This window comes from Paraburkholderia sp. BR14320, from assembly GCF_040948665.1.
GTDB lineage: Bacteria > Pseudomonadota > Gammaproteobacteria > Burkholderiales > Burkholderiaceae > Paraburkholderia > Paraburkholderia youngii.
This window is the reverse complement of the sequence record NZ_JBFPKG010000004.1, coordinates 154,256-171,056: the sequence shown is the minus strand read 5'-3', so window position 1 is coordinate 171,056 and position 16,801 is coordinate 154,256. Positions and strand designations below refer to the sequence as shown.

Annotated in this window: 13 protein-coding genes; 7 read left to right on the top strand and 6 right to left on the bottom strand. The window is 64.5% G+C overall.

Features of this window, described 5'->3' with window-relative positions:
• Positions 1-60: 60 nt before the first annotated feature.
• Positions 61-1,269: an MFS transporter gene (locus tag AB3X89_RS06250; protein ID WP_368582364.1), complete on the bottom strand. Its 1,209-nt coding sequence runs from the start codon at positions 1,267-1,269 to the stop codon at positions 61-63.
• Positions 1,270-1,719: 450 nt separating this feature from the next.
• Here AB3X89_RS06250 and AB3X89_RS06245 point away from each other — a divergent pair, with 450 nt between their 5' ends.
• From AB3X89_RS06245 to AB3X89_RS06230, 4 genes are all read left to right on the top strand, one after another.
• Positions 1,720-2,721: a sugar ABC transporter substrate-binding protein gene (locus tag AB3X89_RS06245; protein WP_368582363.1), complete on the top strand. Its 1,002-nt coding sequence runs from the start codon at positions 1,720-1,722 to the stop codon at positions 2,719-2,721.
• A gap of 96 nt (positions 2,722-2,817) precedes the next feature.
• Complete coding sequence (locus tag AB3X89_RS06240; RefSeq protein ID WP_368582362.1) at positions 2,818-3,807, top strand: ABC transporter permease; 990 nt, start codon at positions 2,818-2,820, stop codon at positions 3,805-3,807.
• A gap of 20 nt (positions 3,808-3,827) precedes the next feature.
• The gene (locus AB3X89_RS06235; protein WP_368582361.1) at positions 3,828-4,631 is read left to right on the top strand and encodes an ATP-binding cassette domain-containing protein; all 804 of its coding nucleotides are present in this window, start codon (positions 3,828-3,830) and stop codon (positions 4,629-4,631) included.
• Positions 4,632-4,673: 42 nt separating this feature from the next.
• Positions 4,674-5,918, top strand: coding sequence for an ROK family transcriptional regulator (locus AB3X89_RS06230; protein ID WP_368582360.1), 1,245 nt, complete (start codon positions 4,674-4,676; stop codon positions 5,916-5,918).
• Between the two features lie 5 nt (positions 5,919-5,923).
• Here AB3X89_RS06230 and AB3X89_RS06225 read toward each other — a convergent pair whose 3' ends face one another.
• Both AB3X89_RS06225 and AB3X89_RS06220 read right to left on the bottom strand, forming a co-directional pair.
• On the bottom strand, positions 5,924-9,037 hold the full coding sequence (locus AB3X89_RS06225; RefSeq protein ID WP_368582359.1) for a transglycosylase domain-containing protein: 3,114 nt from the start codon (positions 9,035-9,037) through the stop codon (positions 5,924-5,926).
• 308 nt (positions 9,038-9,345) lie between these two features.
• Complete coding sequence (locus tag AB3X89_RS06220; RefSeq protein ID WP_368582358.1) at positions 9,346-10,299, bottom strand: LysR family transcriptional regulator; 954 nt, start codon at positions 10,297-10,299, stop codon at positions 9,346-9,348.
• 159 nt (positions 10,300-10,458) lie between these two features.
• On the opposite strand from AB3X89_RS06220, the gene AB3X89_RS06215 reads away from it, so the two are divergent.
• The 3 genes from AB3X89_RS06215 to AB3X89_RS06205 all read left to right on the top strand — a co-directional run bounded on the left by AB3X89_RS06215 (position 10,459) and on the right by AB3X89_RS06205 (position 13,649).
• Positions 10,459-11,391 carry a dihydrodipicolinate synthase family protein gene (locus AB3X89_RS06215; protein ID WP_368582357.1) on the top strand — a complete coding sequence of 311 codons (933 nt, stop codon included), beginning with the start codon at positions 10,459-10,461 and terminating at the stop codon, positions 11,389-11,391.
• Positions 11,392-11,498: 107 nt separating this feature from the next.
• Positions 11,499-12,788, top strand: coding sequence for an NAD(P)/FAD-dependent oxidoreductase (locus AB3X89_RS06210; RefSeq protein WP_368582356.1), 1,290 nt, complete (start codon positions 11,499-11,501; stop codon positions 12,786-12,788).
• A gap of 105 nt (positions 12,789-12,893) precedes the next feature.
• Complete coding sequence (locus AB3X89_RS06205; protein ID WP_368582355.1) at positions 12,894-13,649, top strand: TetR/AcrR family transcriptional regulator; 756 nt, start codon at positions 12,894-12,896, stop codon at positions 13,647-13,649.
• 113 nt (positions 13,650-13,762) lie between these two features.
• Here AB3X89_RS06205 and AB3X89_RS06200 read toward each other — a convergent pair whose 3' ends face one another.
• Genes AB3X89_RS06200 through aroQ form a run of 3 tightly spaced genes read right to left on the bottom strand, consistent with a single transcriptional unit; the run spans position 13,763 to position 16,571 of the window.
• The gene (locus AB3X89_RS06200) at positions 13,763-15,130 is read right to left on the bottom strand and encodes an MFS transporter (RefSeq protein ID WP_368582354.1); all 1,368 of its coding nucleotides are present in this window, start codon (positions 15,128-15,130) and stop codon (positions 13,763-13,765) included.
• A gap of 50 nt (positions 15,131-15,180) precedes the next feature.
• A complete protein-coding gene (locus AB3X89_RS06195; protein ID WP_368582353.1) occupies positions 15,181-16,119 on the bottom strand; it encodes a shikimate dehydrogenase in 939 nt (312 codons plus the stop codon).
• Positions 16,116-16,571 (bottom strand): type II 3-dehydroquinate dehydratase, encoded by a 456-nt coding sequence (gene aroQ, locus AB3X89_RS06190; protein WP_018434232.1) that lies wholly within the window; start codon positions 16,569-16,571, stop codon positions 16,116-16,118. Before aroQ ends, AB3X89_RS06195 begins: the two co-directional genes overlap by 4 nt.
• Positions 16,572-16,801 lie beyond the last annotated feature (230 nt).

The window sequence follows — 16,801 nt, the reverse complement described above, 5'->3', positions numbered from 1 at the left end:
GTGGCAGTAGCAGCCGCGACGCAACGTTGCGGCCGACGAGGTTCCGCCAGCTTGCGCGCATCAACTCGCGTGACGCGGCACGCGCGCACCGACCGCCAACGCAATGCAGGCCAATACCGCGGACACCGCCGCGAACGCGACGTTCGCCCACAAATGCCCGACCCGGGTCGACAACAGCGCTATACCGACCGCCGGCAACGAGTTGCCGGTGTAACAGCACAGCAGATACGCCGATAGCAATTCGGCGCGTTGGCCCGCGGGCGCGATCCGGTTGACCTCCTGCAGACTGCCGCGAAACCCGAGCGCGGCTGCGATGCCACACAACGCCGTCGCCGCGCTCAGCACCACGATCGACGCGGCGACCTGCGCCCACAGCAGCAACGCCAGACTCGGCGGCAGCAGCCACAGACCGGCGAACATCGCGGTGCGGGCGGCGAGTTTCGACGTGACCATTACCGTGATCGTGCTCGCGGCGAACAGTTCGGCGACGAGCGCCCCGCTCAGCGCGGGACTGTGCAGATGCATGCTGTTCGCGATCAGATTGGGCAACAGCGCCGCGAAAAAGCCGAGCAGCGCGAAGGTCGCGAATGCGGTGACGGCAGGCACGACGAATGCCACGCGCAATCGCGCGGGTACGCCGATGCGTGGCGCGAACGACACCTGTGCAAACTTCCGGGCACGCTCCTGCACGGTTTCGCATGCGAGCGCCGCCAACGCCGCGGTGACCAGAAGCGCCAACAGATAAACAACGAACACCGTGTGCAACGGCCAGGGCGCGAATTGCGCGAGCAGTCCGGTCAGCAGCGGCCCGACTCCGAGCCCGGCCAGATTGACCGCCGCGGCAAGACGGCTGGCGGGCGCCTTATCGGCGCCGGCGTGCAATTCCGCGATCCACGCGGTCGCCGTGGCGGCACCCACGCCGATCGCAAGTCCGCTTGCCGCTCGGGCGACGAACAGCCACGTCGCATGCGTGGCGAATAGAAAGCACATCGTGCTCACGATCGCGGCTGCCAGCACCAGCAGAGTGACCGATCGACGGCCGGCCTGGTCGGATACGCGGCCGAATAAAAACAACGCGCCGAGATTGCCGATCACGTAGGTCGCGTACACGAGCGTGATCGTCAGTTCGGACAAGCCGAACCGGCGTTGATAGAGCGGATAAAGCGGCGTGACCATCGTGCTGCCCGCGTACAGAACGCCGATCACGAGCGCGGCGGCGATCAACGATTCGCGGGAGCCGAGTCGTCGCTGCCACCAATGCGAAGACATGGGTCTCTCCGACAGGTTCACGTCCTGTCGACGCGAGCAAGTGCTGTTCCGCCGCGACCTCGCCTCTCGATTCAGCGAACACCGAAAAAGCGCCTTACGCGCCGCGAAAAGTGTTTAAAGGCCATCGTTCAGGCTTCAAATAGCTTTCAGTCGATCCAGGACTTTCCCGAAGCCCAGACGCGCTACTCCGCACCGCAACACTCGCTCAAAGCCTTACCACGCAAGGCTCACAGCCTGCACGCGGTGCGCCGCGCGGCAATTTTCCGCTTTCACATCTCCTTGACGATCGGCTGCGCGCCTGCTGTACTAAATCAACCAAAGTGATTTAGGCGATCTCCTTCGGATCACATCGAATCGAAGCGTCATCGCCGAACGGTCGAGCTCGCAACTTTGCAGTTTCGATCTATCAGCAGTCTCACACGTCGTTGCCAATAACCGGAGGAGCGTCTCATGAATCTGAATCCCCACAGGCGTCCTGTCGCCAGGACAATCGTGTCGATGTGCGCCGCCGCAGCAGCGCTATGGTGCGCGAGCGCGAGTCAGGCCGCCGACCAACCCGTCATCGGCCTGATCACGAAAACCGATACGAACCCGTTCTTCGTCAAGATGCGCCAGGGCGCGGACGCGGCCGCGTCGAAAGACGGCGCCAGACTGATCACGGCCGCCGGCAAGTTCGACGGCGACAACGCGAGCCAGGTCACCGCGATCGAAAACATGATGACGGCCGGCGCGAAAGCGATCCTGATCACGCCGAGCGACACCAAGGCGATCGTGCCGAGCATCAAGAAAGCGCGCGCGGCCGGCGTGATGGTCGTCGCGCTCGATACGCCGACCGACCCGCAGGACGCGACCGACGCCCTCTTCGCGACCGACAACTTCAAGGCAGGCGTGCTGATCGGCAAATATGCGAAGGCCGCGCTGAACGGCAAGCCCGCGAAGATCGCGACGCTCGACCTCGCGCCGGGCGTGTCGGTCGGCGTGCTGCGTCACAACGGCTTCCTCGAAGGCTTCGGCGTCAAGGAAGGCGATGCGTCGATCGTCTGCAGCCAGGACACGCGCGGCGATCAGGCGAAAGGCCAGACCGCGATGGAAAACTGCCTGCAGAAGGCACCCGATATCAACGTGGTCTACACGATCAACGAACCGGCCGCGGCCGGCGCGTATCGCGCGCTGAAGGCAGCGGGCAAGGACAAGGGCGTGATGATCGTGTCGATCGACGGCGGATGCGAAGGCGTGCGCAACGTGAAGGCCGGCGCGATCGCGGCGACCTCGCAGCAGTATCCGCTGAAGATGGCCTCGCTCGGCGTCACCGCCGGCGTCGATTACGCGAAGACCGGCAAGAAAGTCTCCGGGTATCAGGACACCGGCGTCACGCTGATCACCGATAAGCCGATGTCCGGCGTCGATAGCAAGGACACGAAGTTCGGCCTCGATAACTGCTGGGGCAAGTAACACGCATGCACAGCGGCCCGTTGCGCGTCGCAGCGGGCCGCCATCTGATTCGCCGCGTGACCTTCAGGTCACGCTCATGTACCGAGGACTGCCATCATGTCGACCCCTTCCGCGCCCGCCGGCCGCCCGCGCCCGTCTTTCTCCGAGCACCTGCCGTCACTGTCCGAAATCGGACCGCTGATCGCGCTGGTGCTGGCCTGCGGGTTCTTTATTTCGCAGAGCAGCCGCTTTCTATCGTTTCAGAACCTGTCGCTGATCCTGCAACAGACGATGGTCGTCGCGGTCATCGCGATCGGCCAGACCCTGATCGTGCTGACCGGTGGCATCGATCTGTCCTGCGGCATGGTGATGGCCTTCGGCTCGATCATCATGACCAAGTTCGCGGTCGTGCTCGGCGTGCCGCCCATTCTCGCCATCCTGTGCGGGATCGGCGCCAGCACATTGTTCGGCTTACTGAACGGTCTGTTGATCACGCGCATCAAGTTGCCGGCGTTCATCGTCACGCTCGGTACGCTGAACATCGCGTTTGCGCTCACGCAGATCTACTCGAACGCGGAAAGCGTGTCGAACCTGCCCGACGCGATCATGTTCTTCGGCAGCACGTTCAGGCTCGGACCGGCGGAAGTCACGTACGGCACCGTGCTGACGCTGCTGATGTATCTGGCCACGTGGTTCGTGCTGCGCGACACGGTGCCCGGCCGGCATCTGTACGCGCTCGGCAACAACGCCGAGGCCGCGCGGCTGATGGGCCTGTCGTCGCAGCGGATTCTGCTGATCGTCTACACGCTCGCCGGCGCGATCTATGGCATCGCCGCGCTGCTGTCGGTAGCGCGCACCGGCGTCGGCGATCCGCAGGCCGGGCAAACCGAGAACCTCGACAGCATCACCGCGGTCGTGCTCGGCGGCACGAGTCTGTTCGGCGGACGCGGGTCGATCGTCGGCACCTTGCTCGGAGCGCTGATCGTCGGCGTGTTCCGTAACGGCCTGACTCTGATCGGCGTGTCCTCGGTCTACCAGGTCTTGATCACCGGCATCCTCGTGATTCTCGCGGTCGCCGCCGATAAACTCTCGCACCGCGGCCGTTGATCCCGCACAGGAGCCTTGTCATGCTGACCTCCACCTCCCCTTCCACGTCCGCTGCAATGCCGGTTCTGCAAGCACGCGGGCTCGTCAAACGTTATGGCAACGTGACCGCGCTCGACGGTTGCGACTTCGAAGTGCTGCCCGGCGAGATCCTCGCGGTGATCGGCGACAACGGCGCCGGCAAATCGTCGCTGATCAAGGCGCTTTCCGGTGCGACGGTGCCCGACGAAGGCGAGATTCTGCTCGACGGCAAACCAGTCAAGTTCCGCAGTCCGCTCGATGCGCGCGCGCAAGGCATCGAGACCGTGTACCAGGAACTCGCGGTCGCGCCGGCGATGAGCATCGCCGAAAATCTGTTTCTCGCCCGCGAATTGCTGAAGCCTGGCTGGCGCGGCTCGCTGTTCAAGATGATCGACAAGCGCCGCATGCTCGACGAAGCGACCGCGGCCATGAAAGACCTGCAAATCGGCATCCGCTCGATGCGCCAGGCGGTCGAAACGCTGTCCGGCGGCCAGCGCCAGGGCGTCGCGGTGGCACGCAGCGCGGCGTTCGCGCGCCACGTCGTGATTCTCGACGAGCCCACCGCCGCGCTCGGCGTGAAGGAAGGCAACATGGTGCTGGAACTGATCCGGCGCGTGCGCGATCGTGGTTTGCCGGTGATCCTGATCAGCCACAACATGCCGCACGTGTTCGAGATCGCCGACCGCATCCATATTCAGCGGCTCGGCCGGCGCGCGGCGCTCGTCAATACGAAGGACGTGCACATGTCGGAAGCGGTCGCGATCATGACCGGCGCGAAGGAAGCCGATGTGAAGGCAATCGCGTGACGCGCCGCTCAACCCGCTGAGCCACGAGGCCGATACACGACGATGGACACTTCCAGCACCAGCCCGCGTTCGCCGGTCAAACGCACGGTCGGCTCGAATCAGGTCGGCATGCGGCAATTCAACGAGCGGATCGTGCTGCAAACGATCCGCTTGCATGGCCCCCTGCCGAAGGCCGAGGTCGGCCGCCTCACGCGTCTTTCGATGCAGACGGTGTCGATGATCGTCGATCGGCTGATCGCCGACGGCCTGCTCGAAAAACAGGCGCGCGTGCGCGGCAAGATCGGCCAGCCGTCGGTGCCGATCGCGTTGTGCGCGGACGGCGCGTACACGATCGGCATCAAGGTCGGACGCCGCAGTCTCGACGTGCTCGCGATGGACTTCGCCGGGCGCATCGTGTGCCGCGACGTGTTCGAGTATGCGTATCCCGACCCGCGAACGCTGTTCCCCGCGCTCGAGAGCAAACTCGCGCGCGTGAACCAGACGCTCGGTGCGAAGGCCGGCAAAGTGGTCGGCGTCGGCGTCGCGGCGCCGTTGTGGCTCGGCGGCTGGCGCGACTTTCTCGGCGCGCCGCCCGGCGCGCTCGAAGCCTGGAACGACATCGATCTGCGCGCACGCATCGCGGCGATAACCGGCCTGCCCGTCGAGTTCGCCAAAGACACCACGGCCGCGTGCGCGGCCGAACTCGTGATGGGCCAGGGCCGCGGCATCCACAACTTCCTGTATCTGTTCGTCGGCACGTTCATCGGCGGCGGACTCGTGATCGACGGCCGTCTGCATGGCGGTCCGCACGACAACGCGGGCGCGGTCGGTTCGATCCCGCTACGCGAAGGCAGCGCGCGCAAACCCGCGCGGCAGTTGCTGCACGCGGCATCGGGCTTCGTGCTCGAACAACTGTTCAGCGACGCGGGCGCGCCGGCCGCCGCGGCGCACGATCATCGCGCACTGTCGCCCGAGTTGTGGCGGCATACCGAGCAATGGCTCGATAGCGCGTGCCCGGCGATCGCAAACGCGCTAACCAACGCGGCCGCGCTGCTCGATCTCGAAGCCGTCGTGATCGACGGCGAGTTCGACCGGCTATTGCTGCGCGAGATCATTCGACGCACCGAGCGCGTGCTCGATCGCTTCGAATGGGAAGGGATGGTGCGGCCGCAATTGCTGGAAGGCGCGATCGGCGCCGACGCCCGCGCGATGGGCGGTGCGATTCTGCCGCTATATGCGCATTTCGCACCGGTCCATGAGCTGTTTCTGAAGCCCGCGGCATCGGAGGCGGGTTTTGATGAGCGGTAAGCGGTTCAGTGCGCGGCAACCTTCGTCGCTGCTGGCGTAGATTCCGCCGGCACCGCCGTCACGGTTTTCTGAACCGGCTTATCGAGCAACGGCTGCAACGCCGGTGTCATCGACTTCAGCAACTGCACCGCCAGCGCACTCGTGAAGTCGTAACGTGCGGCATAGGGCTCGTGCACCCACGCGGTCAGCGTGCCGTAGAAGCGGTCGCCGAGCGCGAACACGAAGGTCGCGCTGCGATTCACCTTGCGCGACTCGATCAAGCGCGCGCCCTTTGCATACACGTTCAAGCGCTGATCGCCGGTGCCGGTCTTGCCATAGACTTCGAGCGTTTCGCCGTTCGGGAACGTCATGCCTTGCGCGAGGCGCCTCGCGGTACCGCCCGTCACGACATCACGCAACAGCATCCGCACCTCGCTCGCGATCTCCGGCGACACCTGCTGCTGCGGCGCGACCACCGCGCGCCTGAAATGCGTTTCGTACGGCGTATCCTTCGCGAAGTCGATTTGCGTCAGCGTTTCGGTCGGCACCTTGTTGCCGCCGTTCGCGATCACGCCGATCAGTTGCGCGAGCGCCGCCGGACGATCGCCCGACGCGCCGATCGCCGCCGCATACGACGGCGTCAGCGACGCGAACGGATAGCCGAGCGCCTGCCACGATTTGCCGATCGCGTCGAACGCGCGCAGTTCGACCATGCGCTTGATGCGGCGATCCTGAGTTGCGTGATAGCGCGTCTTGAAGAGCCACGAGTAAGTGGACAGGCGCACGTCCTGGCTCGCGGTTTCGATCTGCGCGAGCGTCGCATCGGGATGCTTGCGCAGATAATTCAGCGTCCACAGTTCGAGCGGATGCACGCTGGAGATATACCCGCGGTCGTTCAGGTTGAAACGGTTGATGCCGTACTTGTCGTACAGATTCGCGAGGTCTTCGTCGTCGAGCATCGAAGCCGACGGCGTGTTCTTCAGCGCCGCGTACATCATCTTGTTGAACCACGCGTTCGACTGATCCGGCGCGACGCTGCGCAAAGCGGTCGCCACTTTCGGCGGCGATTTGCGCACGCCGAGCAGCAACAGCGTGATCTGCTGATCGGGCGTCTTGCCGTGGTACTTCGTGTAGAAACGCTTCATGTACACGCGGCTTTCCTGATCGGCGAAACGCGTCAGATACATCTTGCGGGTCGCCGTGTCGCCGAGCCATTCCGACGACGGCCCGGTGGTCTGCACCATTTCATAGTGAACGATATCGCGCATCAGACGCACGAACACGAGGTTCACCGAATGCTGGAACGCACGATGCACGGTCAGGATGCGGCTGTTGTCGTCGGACTCGAAGTTCGTGAAGGTCTGCGCGCCACCGCCCGTATAGAACGTTTCGCCGGGGCTCGCCGAGTATTTACGCTCGACGGCGGCGTCGAGCATCGGCCGCAGCGAATGGTCGCGCGTGTGCAGCAGATAGTCGATCGCCCAGCGCGTCAGCCGATCGTTCGGATCGGGCGTGATCGCTTTCAGCTCGGCATTGCCCAGCGAGGCGTAGCGGGTGTGCAGATCGGTGACGATCTGCAGATACGTGATGACGGTGCGTAGTTTTGCAGTCGAGCCGAGGTTCAGGCGCGCGCCCGAATTGATGTCGAACGGCTGGTTCACGCTATCGGTCTGCACGCGCACGAGGTTCGCATCGCCGTGCCGCTCGAACAGTGTGAAGCTGTAGGCGATATGCGACGGATCGTCCGACCCGCGCAGCATTTCGTAGCCGACGAGACCCGCGGCCTTCGCGCCGTCTTTGGTCGCGGCGGCGGCGAGGCGCTCGGCAACGGCCTGTTGCACGTCGTTGTTCAGCGTGCCTGTCGCCTGCACGTCGAGGCGGTCCAGTTCATAGAAACTGCGCACGCCGAGCGCGGCGAGCAGATGCGAGCGCATCGACGTCACGGCCTTGCGCGATACGAACGAGCCGAGATCCGGTGTGGTGCGCGGTGCGCGATGCAGTTCGACGTGCGCCGCGAGCGCCGCGTCGCGCAACTGCGCGGTGATCACGCCGCCACTCGCGAGCAGCCGCAGATAGCTGTCGGTCAGCCGTTCGAGTTCCGGATAGCCGCGCTGCAGGAAAAACGACGGCGCGCGTTGCGCGATCATCAGCGACAGCACTTCGCGAAACGCCAGGCCCTGGTCGGGCAGATTCGCGTCGGTCGACGGCGCCTTCAGCAGACGGTTGGTCTCGCGGAAATCGCGCCCATACCAGGCGGCGAGACCATCGCCGATCCCGTTGATTTCGCCGACGCCGGGCTGCGCGGCGAGCGGCACCGAGTTCAGATAGTGCACGACGATCTGTTCGCGCGCGGGCAGCGTTTGCGGTCCGTTCAGATAGGCGCGCACCGACGCCGACGCGATTTGCCGCAGCTTTTCTGGCGGCGTCGCGGTGCGGCCGCCCGCCGAATGACGGAATTTCTCAATCTGCGTCGCGAGCGTGCTGCCGCCCGGCGTCTGTTGATGACGATTGAAAACGCGTGCGCCCTGGTCGGCGAGCGCGCGGCTGAAGCGCCCCCAGTCGATCGCAGGATTGCGGTTCGGCTGATTCGGATCGAGCAGATAGCGGTCTTCGATGAACAGCAGCGAGTTCACGACGAGCGGCGGAATCGCGTCGAAGCTGTCGTACACGCGGCCCGGAAACTGAGCGCTGTAGAGCGGCACGCCAGTGCCGTCGAACAATTGCAGACCCGCCGTGTCTTTTTCGTCGTAAGGCAGGAACAGGCCGTCATCGGCCAGCGACAGCATGCGTTCTGAATCGCGCGCCTGCGAGCTGATTTCGAAGCCATGCTGCAACAGGCGCTGCTGAATGGCAGGCAACAGCGCGTAGCCGAGGCGCGCGTCGTACGGGCCTTTATCGGCTTGCGGAAAGCGGATGGAATGACTGGGACCGTCGGCGACCGAAAAACCGACGTCGCGGGTCAGTTCGGAAAGGTAGCGCGCCTGCAGCCGCGAGGTCTCGATCTCGATCTGCACGAGCCGCGCAATCAGCGCCATCGCGAGCAGGAAAAACGCTGCGAGGCCCCATTTGAGCCAACGCCAACCCCGCACGGTCACGGTGCTGGTCGCGCGAAGCGGAAACCGAAGCGGTGGCCGATTCATGGCTGCTCTCCCCGAGCGATGGCCAGGATGTCCAGCCTGGCTCAGTTCATATAAACCAGTGTAGCTCGGAACGAGAAACCGTCATCGGCTCAGATTGACGCGACAGTGTCGCGGCTACAACACCCGCTGGCGTCGAATGACAAAACGCGAACCGGCATGAGATATTGAAGGTCTTTCACTCGAATACCAAACCGCCTTTTCGGGCGGTTTTGCCGTTCCTGGCGGCCGTCGCCGAAAGAAAGTCGCTTTTTGGCTGGCATTCTTACCGGCAACCACACGGGCGGCTGAGTGATCCGATTGCGCCGCGGCTAACTTCGCGTTTTCGTCTGCGCCCGTTGTATCTGCGCGCGCAACAGCGCGATGAACCGTTCCGCCGGCGGCGACAGCACGCCGCCCTTGCGCGTGACGATGCCGAAAGTCTGCGATGGCGATTTGAGCCTGACCGGCACGACGCGCAGCATCTTGTGCCGCACGAACGGCCCGGCAATCGCGCTCGGCAGCAGCGAAACGAGTTCGGCGCTGCTTTGCAGCAGCGCCACTGTCACGAAAGTGGAAGCCGTCGAAATCGGATTGTCGGGCATGTCGAGGCCGGCGAGATCCATCTCGCGTTCAAGCAGCGCATGCAGCGGCATATGTGACGGATACATGACCCAGCGATGCCCGGCGAGATCGCTCAACGTCATCTCGCGACGCGGCAACGGCGCATGCTGATACCCGACCACCACCGCCAACGGCTCGTCGCCGAGCGGGCGATACTGGTACTTCGACGGATCGGCCGCGACCGCCGCGCGGCCGACCACCAGATCGAGCCTGCCGTCGTCGAGCTGCGCGAGCATCCGCGCGCTGGTGTCCTCGACCACTTCGATCGACAGACCCGGTTGCGCCGCATGCAACTGGTTCAGCGCGGGCACTACGCAGTCGGGAATCGCGCCCATGATCGCGCCGAGCGCGAACCGCCCGCCACGCCCCGAACGTATTTCGGCGACGTCCTGACAGAGCGCGGTGAGGTCCGACGTCACGACCCGCGCATAGCGGATCACGCAATGGCCGAGCTGGTTCGGAATCATGCCGCTTTTCGAGCGCTCGAAAAGCGGCGCGTCGAGCATCGATTCGAGCTCCTGCAGCGCCTTGCTCGCCGCCGATTGCGTCATGGACATTGCGCCGGCCGCCTTGTGCAGCGATTTGTGATCGTCGAGCGCGATCAGCAGATGCAGCTGCTTCATGCGCAGCTTCGACAGCAGGACGTTGAGCGTGTCTTTCATCGGGCAGGTGAGTCGCAAAAGCGATCACGATATGGAAACAATTCAATATACCTGCGAGGCCCGGCGCCGTATAGTCGCCGCAGGAGACATTCATCCAGTTGCGCCGCTCGTTTGCGGGCTCGAGCGCAATCCTTCCATCCCAACACGGACCACATCGCCATGAGCCAAGCGTCACGCTCCCCCGCCCTGCGCGGCGTCTTCCCCGTCGTACCGACGATCTTCGACGACGCCGGCCGCCTCGACCTCGAAGGCCAGAAGCGCTGCCTCGATTTCATGATCGATGCCGGCTCGAACGGCCTGTGCATTCTCGCGAACTTCTCCGAGCAGTTCGCGCTGTCCGACGACGAGCGCAGCACACTGATGCATGTCGCGCTCGAACACGTCGCGGGCCGTGTGCCGGTGATCGTCACGACCACGCACTTCAGCTCGTACCAGTGCGCGGAGCGCAGCCGCGCCGCGCAGGCCGCGGGCGCCGCGATGGTGATGGTGATGCCGCCGTATCACGGCGCGACGATCCGCATCGGCGAGCGCGGCATCTACGAGTTCTATCGCACGGTGTCCGATGCGATCCAGATTCCGATCATGATCCAGGATGCGCCGGTCAGCGGCACGCCGCTGTCCGCGCCGTTCCTCGCCCGCATGGCGCGCGAGATCGACAACGTGTCGTACTTCAAGATCGAAACGCCGCAGGCCGCCAACAAGCTGCGCGAGCTGATCGAACTGGGCGGCGACGCGATCGTCGGTCCGTGGGACGGCGAGGAAGCAATCACGCTGATGGCCGATCTCGATGCTGGCGCGACTGGCTCGATGACGGGCGGCGGTTATGCCGATGGCATCCGCCTGATCGTCGATGCCTATGCGGCCGGCGATACCGAGGCCGCCGCCGCGCACTATCAGCAGTGGCTGCCGCTGATCAACTACGAGAACCGCCAGGGCGGCCTCGCATCGTGCAAGGCGCTAATGAAGGAAGGCGGCGTGATCGGTTCGGACGCGGTGCGTCATCCGCTGCCGCAGATGCATCCGGCGACGCGCGAAGGGCTGTTGAAGATCGCGCGCCGGCTCGATCCGCTGGTGTTGCGCTGGGGTCGATAACACGCGTTGAAATGCAGCGGGGCGCCCGCCGACGTGCGGGCTTGCGCGGGCTGGACGGCGACACGCGATTGCCGCTAACCTAGGGCGTGTCCACGAGCTCGCGCCCCATGCAAAGTTTCTACGAAGCCACCGTCACTCGCTCCTCCGCCTATGCGCCGCTCAACGGTCGACGCAGTGCGCACGTCTGCATCATCGGCGGCGGACTCGCGGGACTCTCCACCGCGTTGGGACTCGCCGAGCGCGGCGTCGAAGACGTCGTCGTACTCGAAGCGCAGCAGGTCGGCTACGGCGCATCGGGACGCAATGGCGGCTTCGTGTTCGGCGGCTATAGCCTCGATTGCGCCGACCTGCTGAAGACGCTTGGGCCCGCACGCGCGCGCGAACTCTACGCGCTGACCACCGACGCGGTCGAGCTGATGCGCAAGCGCATTGCGCGCTACCGGATCGATTGCGATGCAACCGATGCCGGCGTGATCCTCGCAAACTGGTTCGACGAACCGGCACGTCTCGAAGCGCAACGGCGTCTGATGCGCGATTCGTTCGGTGTCGACTGGGAACCGATCCCTGCCGACCAACTCGCCGCGCAACTGAAAACGAGCCGCTATCACGGCGGACTGTTCGAGCGCAACGCGTTCCATTTTCATCCGCTCAAATACGTCCTCGGCGTCGCCGCGGCGGCCGCGCAAGCGGGCGTGACGATCCACGAGCGCTCGCCGGTCGTCGGCTTGCGGCGCGAAGGCGCGGGCTTCGTCGTCGAGACTCAGCAAGGTGCGCTCGACGCGCGTCATGTCGTGATGGCGGGCGGCGGCTATGCGCGCAACGTGTACGCGCGTGTCGAGCGCGCGGTGCTGCCGATCGCCACCTACGTGATGGCGACCGAGCCGCTCGGCGAACGCTTGCACGATGCGATCGCGACGCGCGCCGCGGTCTACGACACCCGCTTCGCATTCGACTACTACCGGCCGCTGCCCGACACGCGCATCCTGTGGGGCGGCCGCATCTCGGTGCGTGATCGCGAGCCCGAGGCAATCGCGCGTCTGTTGCGGCAGGACTTGCTGAAGGTCTATCCGCAGCTGCGCGACGTACGCATCGAGCATGCGTGGGGCGGACTGATGAGCTACGCGCGGCACAAGATGCCGCAGATCGGCCAGAGCACGGATGGCGTCTGGTACGCGGTCGGTTTCGGCGGACACGGCATGGCGCCGACCACGGTGTCGGGCGAACTGCTGGCGGCGGCGATCTCCGGTGAACGGCCGGTGCCCGATGCATTCGCGAGCTTCGGCCTCACGCGCACGTACGGCGCGCTCGGTCTCGCGGCCGCGCAGCTCACGTACACCGCGATGCAAACACGCGACGCCCTCGCCGCGCGCCGCCGGCCCGCGCGACCGGTCGCGTAAGCGCCACCCGGGCTCCTCCGAAATACCTGCACCGATGCCCGAGACCCGCGCCAGAGGCCCATTTCGCCATGCTAGAATGCGCCGTCACTGCCGCTCGAAACCACAATGAAAAAGGGAAGCAAGGCCGCCGAGCCTGATACCAACGGCATCGTGTCCGGCGCACCACACGCCGACGCGCGACGTACCGACACCAAGCGAGCCGACGCCCGGCGTGTTGAAGGCCGGCGTGCGGACGCCCCACGCAAATACGATCCCGAGCAGACGAAGCGCAACATCCTCGACGTCGCGACCCAGGAGTTCTCCGCGATGGGACTGACGGGCGCGCGCGTCGATGCGATCGCGGAGCGCACGAACACCACCAAGCGCATGCTGTACTACTACTTCGGCAGCAAGGAAGGGTTGTACCAGGCGGTGCTGGAAAAGGTGTATGGGGACATTCGCGCGCTCGAACAGGATCTGCACATCAGCGAACTCGATCCGGTCGAAGGCATGCGCGCGCTGGTCGAATTCACGTTCGACTACCACGACCGGCAACGCGACTTCGTGCGCCTCGTGACCATCGAAAACATTCACGGCGCGAAGTACGTCGAGCAGGTCAAGACGTTCAAAGGACGCAACGTCACCGTGATTCACACGATCGAAGATCTGCTCGCGCGCGGCATCGCGGCCGGCCAGTTCCGCAGCGACATCGATCCGATCGATCTGCATCTGATGATCAGCTCGCTGTGCTTTCATCGCGTGGGCAACCGGCATACGTTCGGCACCGCGTTCGGGCGCGATCCGTCGCATCCTCGATTGCGCGCGCGGCATCGGGCGATGATCGTCGATGCGATCTTGCGGTTCGTGAAGAAGGACGACTGACGCCGGTTGCGTAGCGACCGGCTGAAAAGGAAACGGGATGTGGTGAAAGCCACATCCCGTTTTTTTTGTCGCTTCGACACCCGTCACCTGAAGCGACGTCTCAACAGGAAGCCTTAATCCGCCAGCACGATCCGCTTGATATCGCCGACGATGAAGATATACGACAGCGCGCCGATCAACGCGATGACACCGATGAACACCAGCGCACCGACGAACGAACCGGTCGCCGCGACGATCAGACCCACCACCAGCGGCGTCACGATACCCGCCAGATTCGCGGCGAAGTTGAAGATGCCGCCGGTCACGCCGAGCAGGCCCTCGGGCGCGATATCCGACACCAGCGTCCAGCCGAGCGCGGCCATGCCCTGCGCGAAGAACGCCACCGACAGAATCGCGATCACGACGACGTTGCTCTCTACGTAATTAGCGAGAATGATCGTCGACGCGAGCAGCAGACCGGCGATGATCGGCAGTTTGCGCGCGACGTTCGGCGATTTGCCGCGACGCAGCAGCCAGTCGGAGAACACACCGCCGAACATCACGCCGATCGACGCCGCAATGAACGGCATGATCGCGAAGAAGCCGATCTTCAGCCACGCCATGTGACGCTCGGTGGCGAGATACGTCGGGAACCACGTGAGGAAGAACACCAGCGTCGAATTGCCCGCGAACTGGCCGAGACAGATGCCGGTCAGCTGACGATGCTTGAGCAGCTGGCCAATCGTGCGCCATTGGAAGCCGCTCGTCTTCGATGCGGCCGTATCGGCTGCACCCGCGACATCCTTGTGGCGTTGCGTGAGACCGCCGCCAGCCTCGATATAGTCGAGTTCTTCCTGATTCGCCGACGGATGATCGCGCGGCTCGCGATACATCAGCCACCACACCACGCCAAACGCGATACCGACGCCGCCAACCACGAGGAACAGCGAGCGCCACCCGAACGCGCCCATCAGCATGAACAGGAACGGGCTGAAAAACGCGAGGCCGATATATTCGCCGACCGTGTAGGTGCCGGTCGCCATCGCACGTTCGCTTTGCGGAAACCACGTAGCGACCACGCGGCTATTGGTCGGGAAGCACGGCGCTTCCGAAACGCCAAGGCCGAGACGGAACGCGAACAGGCCGGCGATGCCACCCACGAGCCCTTGCGCGAGCGTGCACAGCGACCAGAACGTCATCGACAGGAAGTACGTGACCTTGCTGCCGAAGCGGTCGAGAAACAGGCCGCCCGGAATCTGCGAAGCCACGTAGCTCCACGAAAACACAGAGAACAGCAGGCCCATCAGCGCGGCGTTGATGCCGAGCTCCTTCGTCAACTGCGGCGCCGCGATGCCCAGAATGGTGCGATCGAGATAGTTGATCATCGTGCCGACTGCGAGCAGTCCGAGGATCTGATAACGGGCTCTCGAACGGCGCGCGGGGCTCGCCGTCTTGCTCTGCGCGGGCGATCCCGCGGAACTGGATTGGAACGATTGCGTCATGTCGTACTGGTCTCCTCGATCAGCTTGGATGCCGGTCTCTACGCGGCCGGTTAGCGTTGCAACAGCGATTGAAAATGGGTGTAGACGCGCTCGGCGTCCGGCTCGAGGCCCGTAAAAATGCGCATCGCGTCGACCGCCTGGTAGACCGCCATGCCGCCGCCGCTCAGCGTGCGGCAGCCGAGCGCCTCGGCCGCCTGCAGCAGCGCTGTGCGAATCGGGAAATAGACGATGTCGGCAACCCACAGGTCGCGGTGCAGCAACTCGGCCGGCAGCGGCAGGCCGGGCATTTTGGCCATGCCGGTCGGCGTCGCGTGAATCAGTCCTTGCGCGGCGGCGAGCGATTCTTCGAGCGAGGTGCCCGCGCTGACCTTGGCTTTCGGGAAACGCGCCTGCAATTCGTCGGCGAGCGATTGCGCGCGGGCGGCATCGACGTCGAACAGCGTCAGCGACTGCGCGCCCATGTTCAGCGCCGCGTGCGCGACCGCCGCGCCGGCTCCGCCGGCGCCCAGCTGCACGACGCGCTCCAGCGACACGTCCGGCAGGCCGCGCTGGAACGCGCGCGCGAAGCCGGACCAGTCGGTGTTGTGACCGATACGCTTGCCGTCCTTGAACAGCACGGTGTTGACCGCGCCGAGCGCGCGGGCGTCATCGGACAGTTCATCGAGCAGCGGAATTACCGCCTGCTTGCACGGATAGGTAATGTTCAGGCCGTTGTAACCCATCCGTTCGGCCGCGGTCAGCAGCTCCGGCAGCGCGGCGGAATCGAGCTTCTGCGCATCGAGATCGATGCGTCGATACACGTAATGCAGACCGAGTTTGCTGCCCTCTTCCTCGTGCATTGCGGGCGTGAGCGAACCGCTGATGCCCGAGCCGATCAGTCCGACCAGAAAGGACTGGGGCGTGGCCCGCAAACTCGCCTGCGCATTGGCCAACGCGGTGATCTGCGCGTCGGTCCGGGGATTTTCCTGTGTGTTCGCTTGAGTGTTCATTTCGCCGCCCTATTCTTAAGAATCGTCGCCATCCGTTCCAGCGCGAGCACATAACCCTGCGTGCCGCAGCCAACGATGATCGCGTCCGCCACCGCCGACACGTACGAGTGATGCCGGAACGCTTCGCGCCTATGCACGTTCGAGATATGCACCTCGATGACGGGCTTTTCGATCGCCGTCAGCGCGTCGGCGATTGCAACCGACGTATGTGTGTACGCGGCCGGATTGATCACGATGCCGTCGACCTTGGTGCGCGCCGCGTGCAGCCAGTCGATCAGTTGATGCTCGGCGTTCGACTGGCAGAAGTCGATCGCGAGGTCGAGGCGCTCGCCCGCGTCGCGGCACAGCTTCGCGACGTCGTCGAGCGTTTCCGAGCCGTAGATGGCCGGCTCGCGCGTGCCCAGCAGATTGAGGTTCGGTCCGTTCAGGACCAGTACGGAGGCAAAGCTCATGACAACGACTCCCACAAAATGAAGCGCGACTCGAACCGCTGCTCTCGCGACGGTTCTTCGACGCATGACGAAGTGTGCGCTCATCGGCCGTCGCCGTCATTCGGGGTTTCTACGAATTTGTACCATCTAGTTAGTTTGTATAGACTGGCGAAACTCCCGGCTAATGTGGGGTATTCTGGTCTGCGTCTTGCTGCAGTGCGTAACGAAATAGCTCATTTGCGCATTGCAGC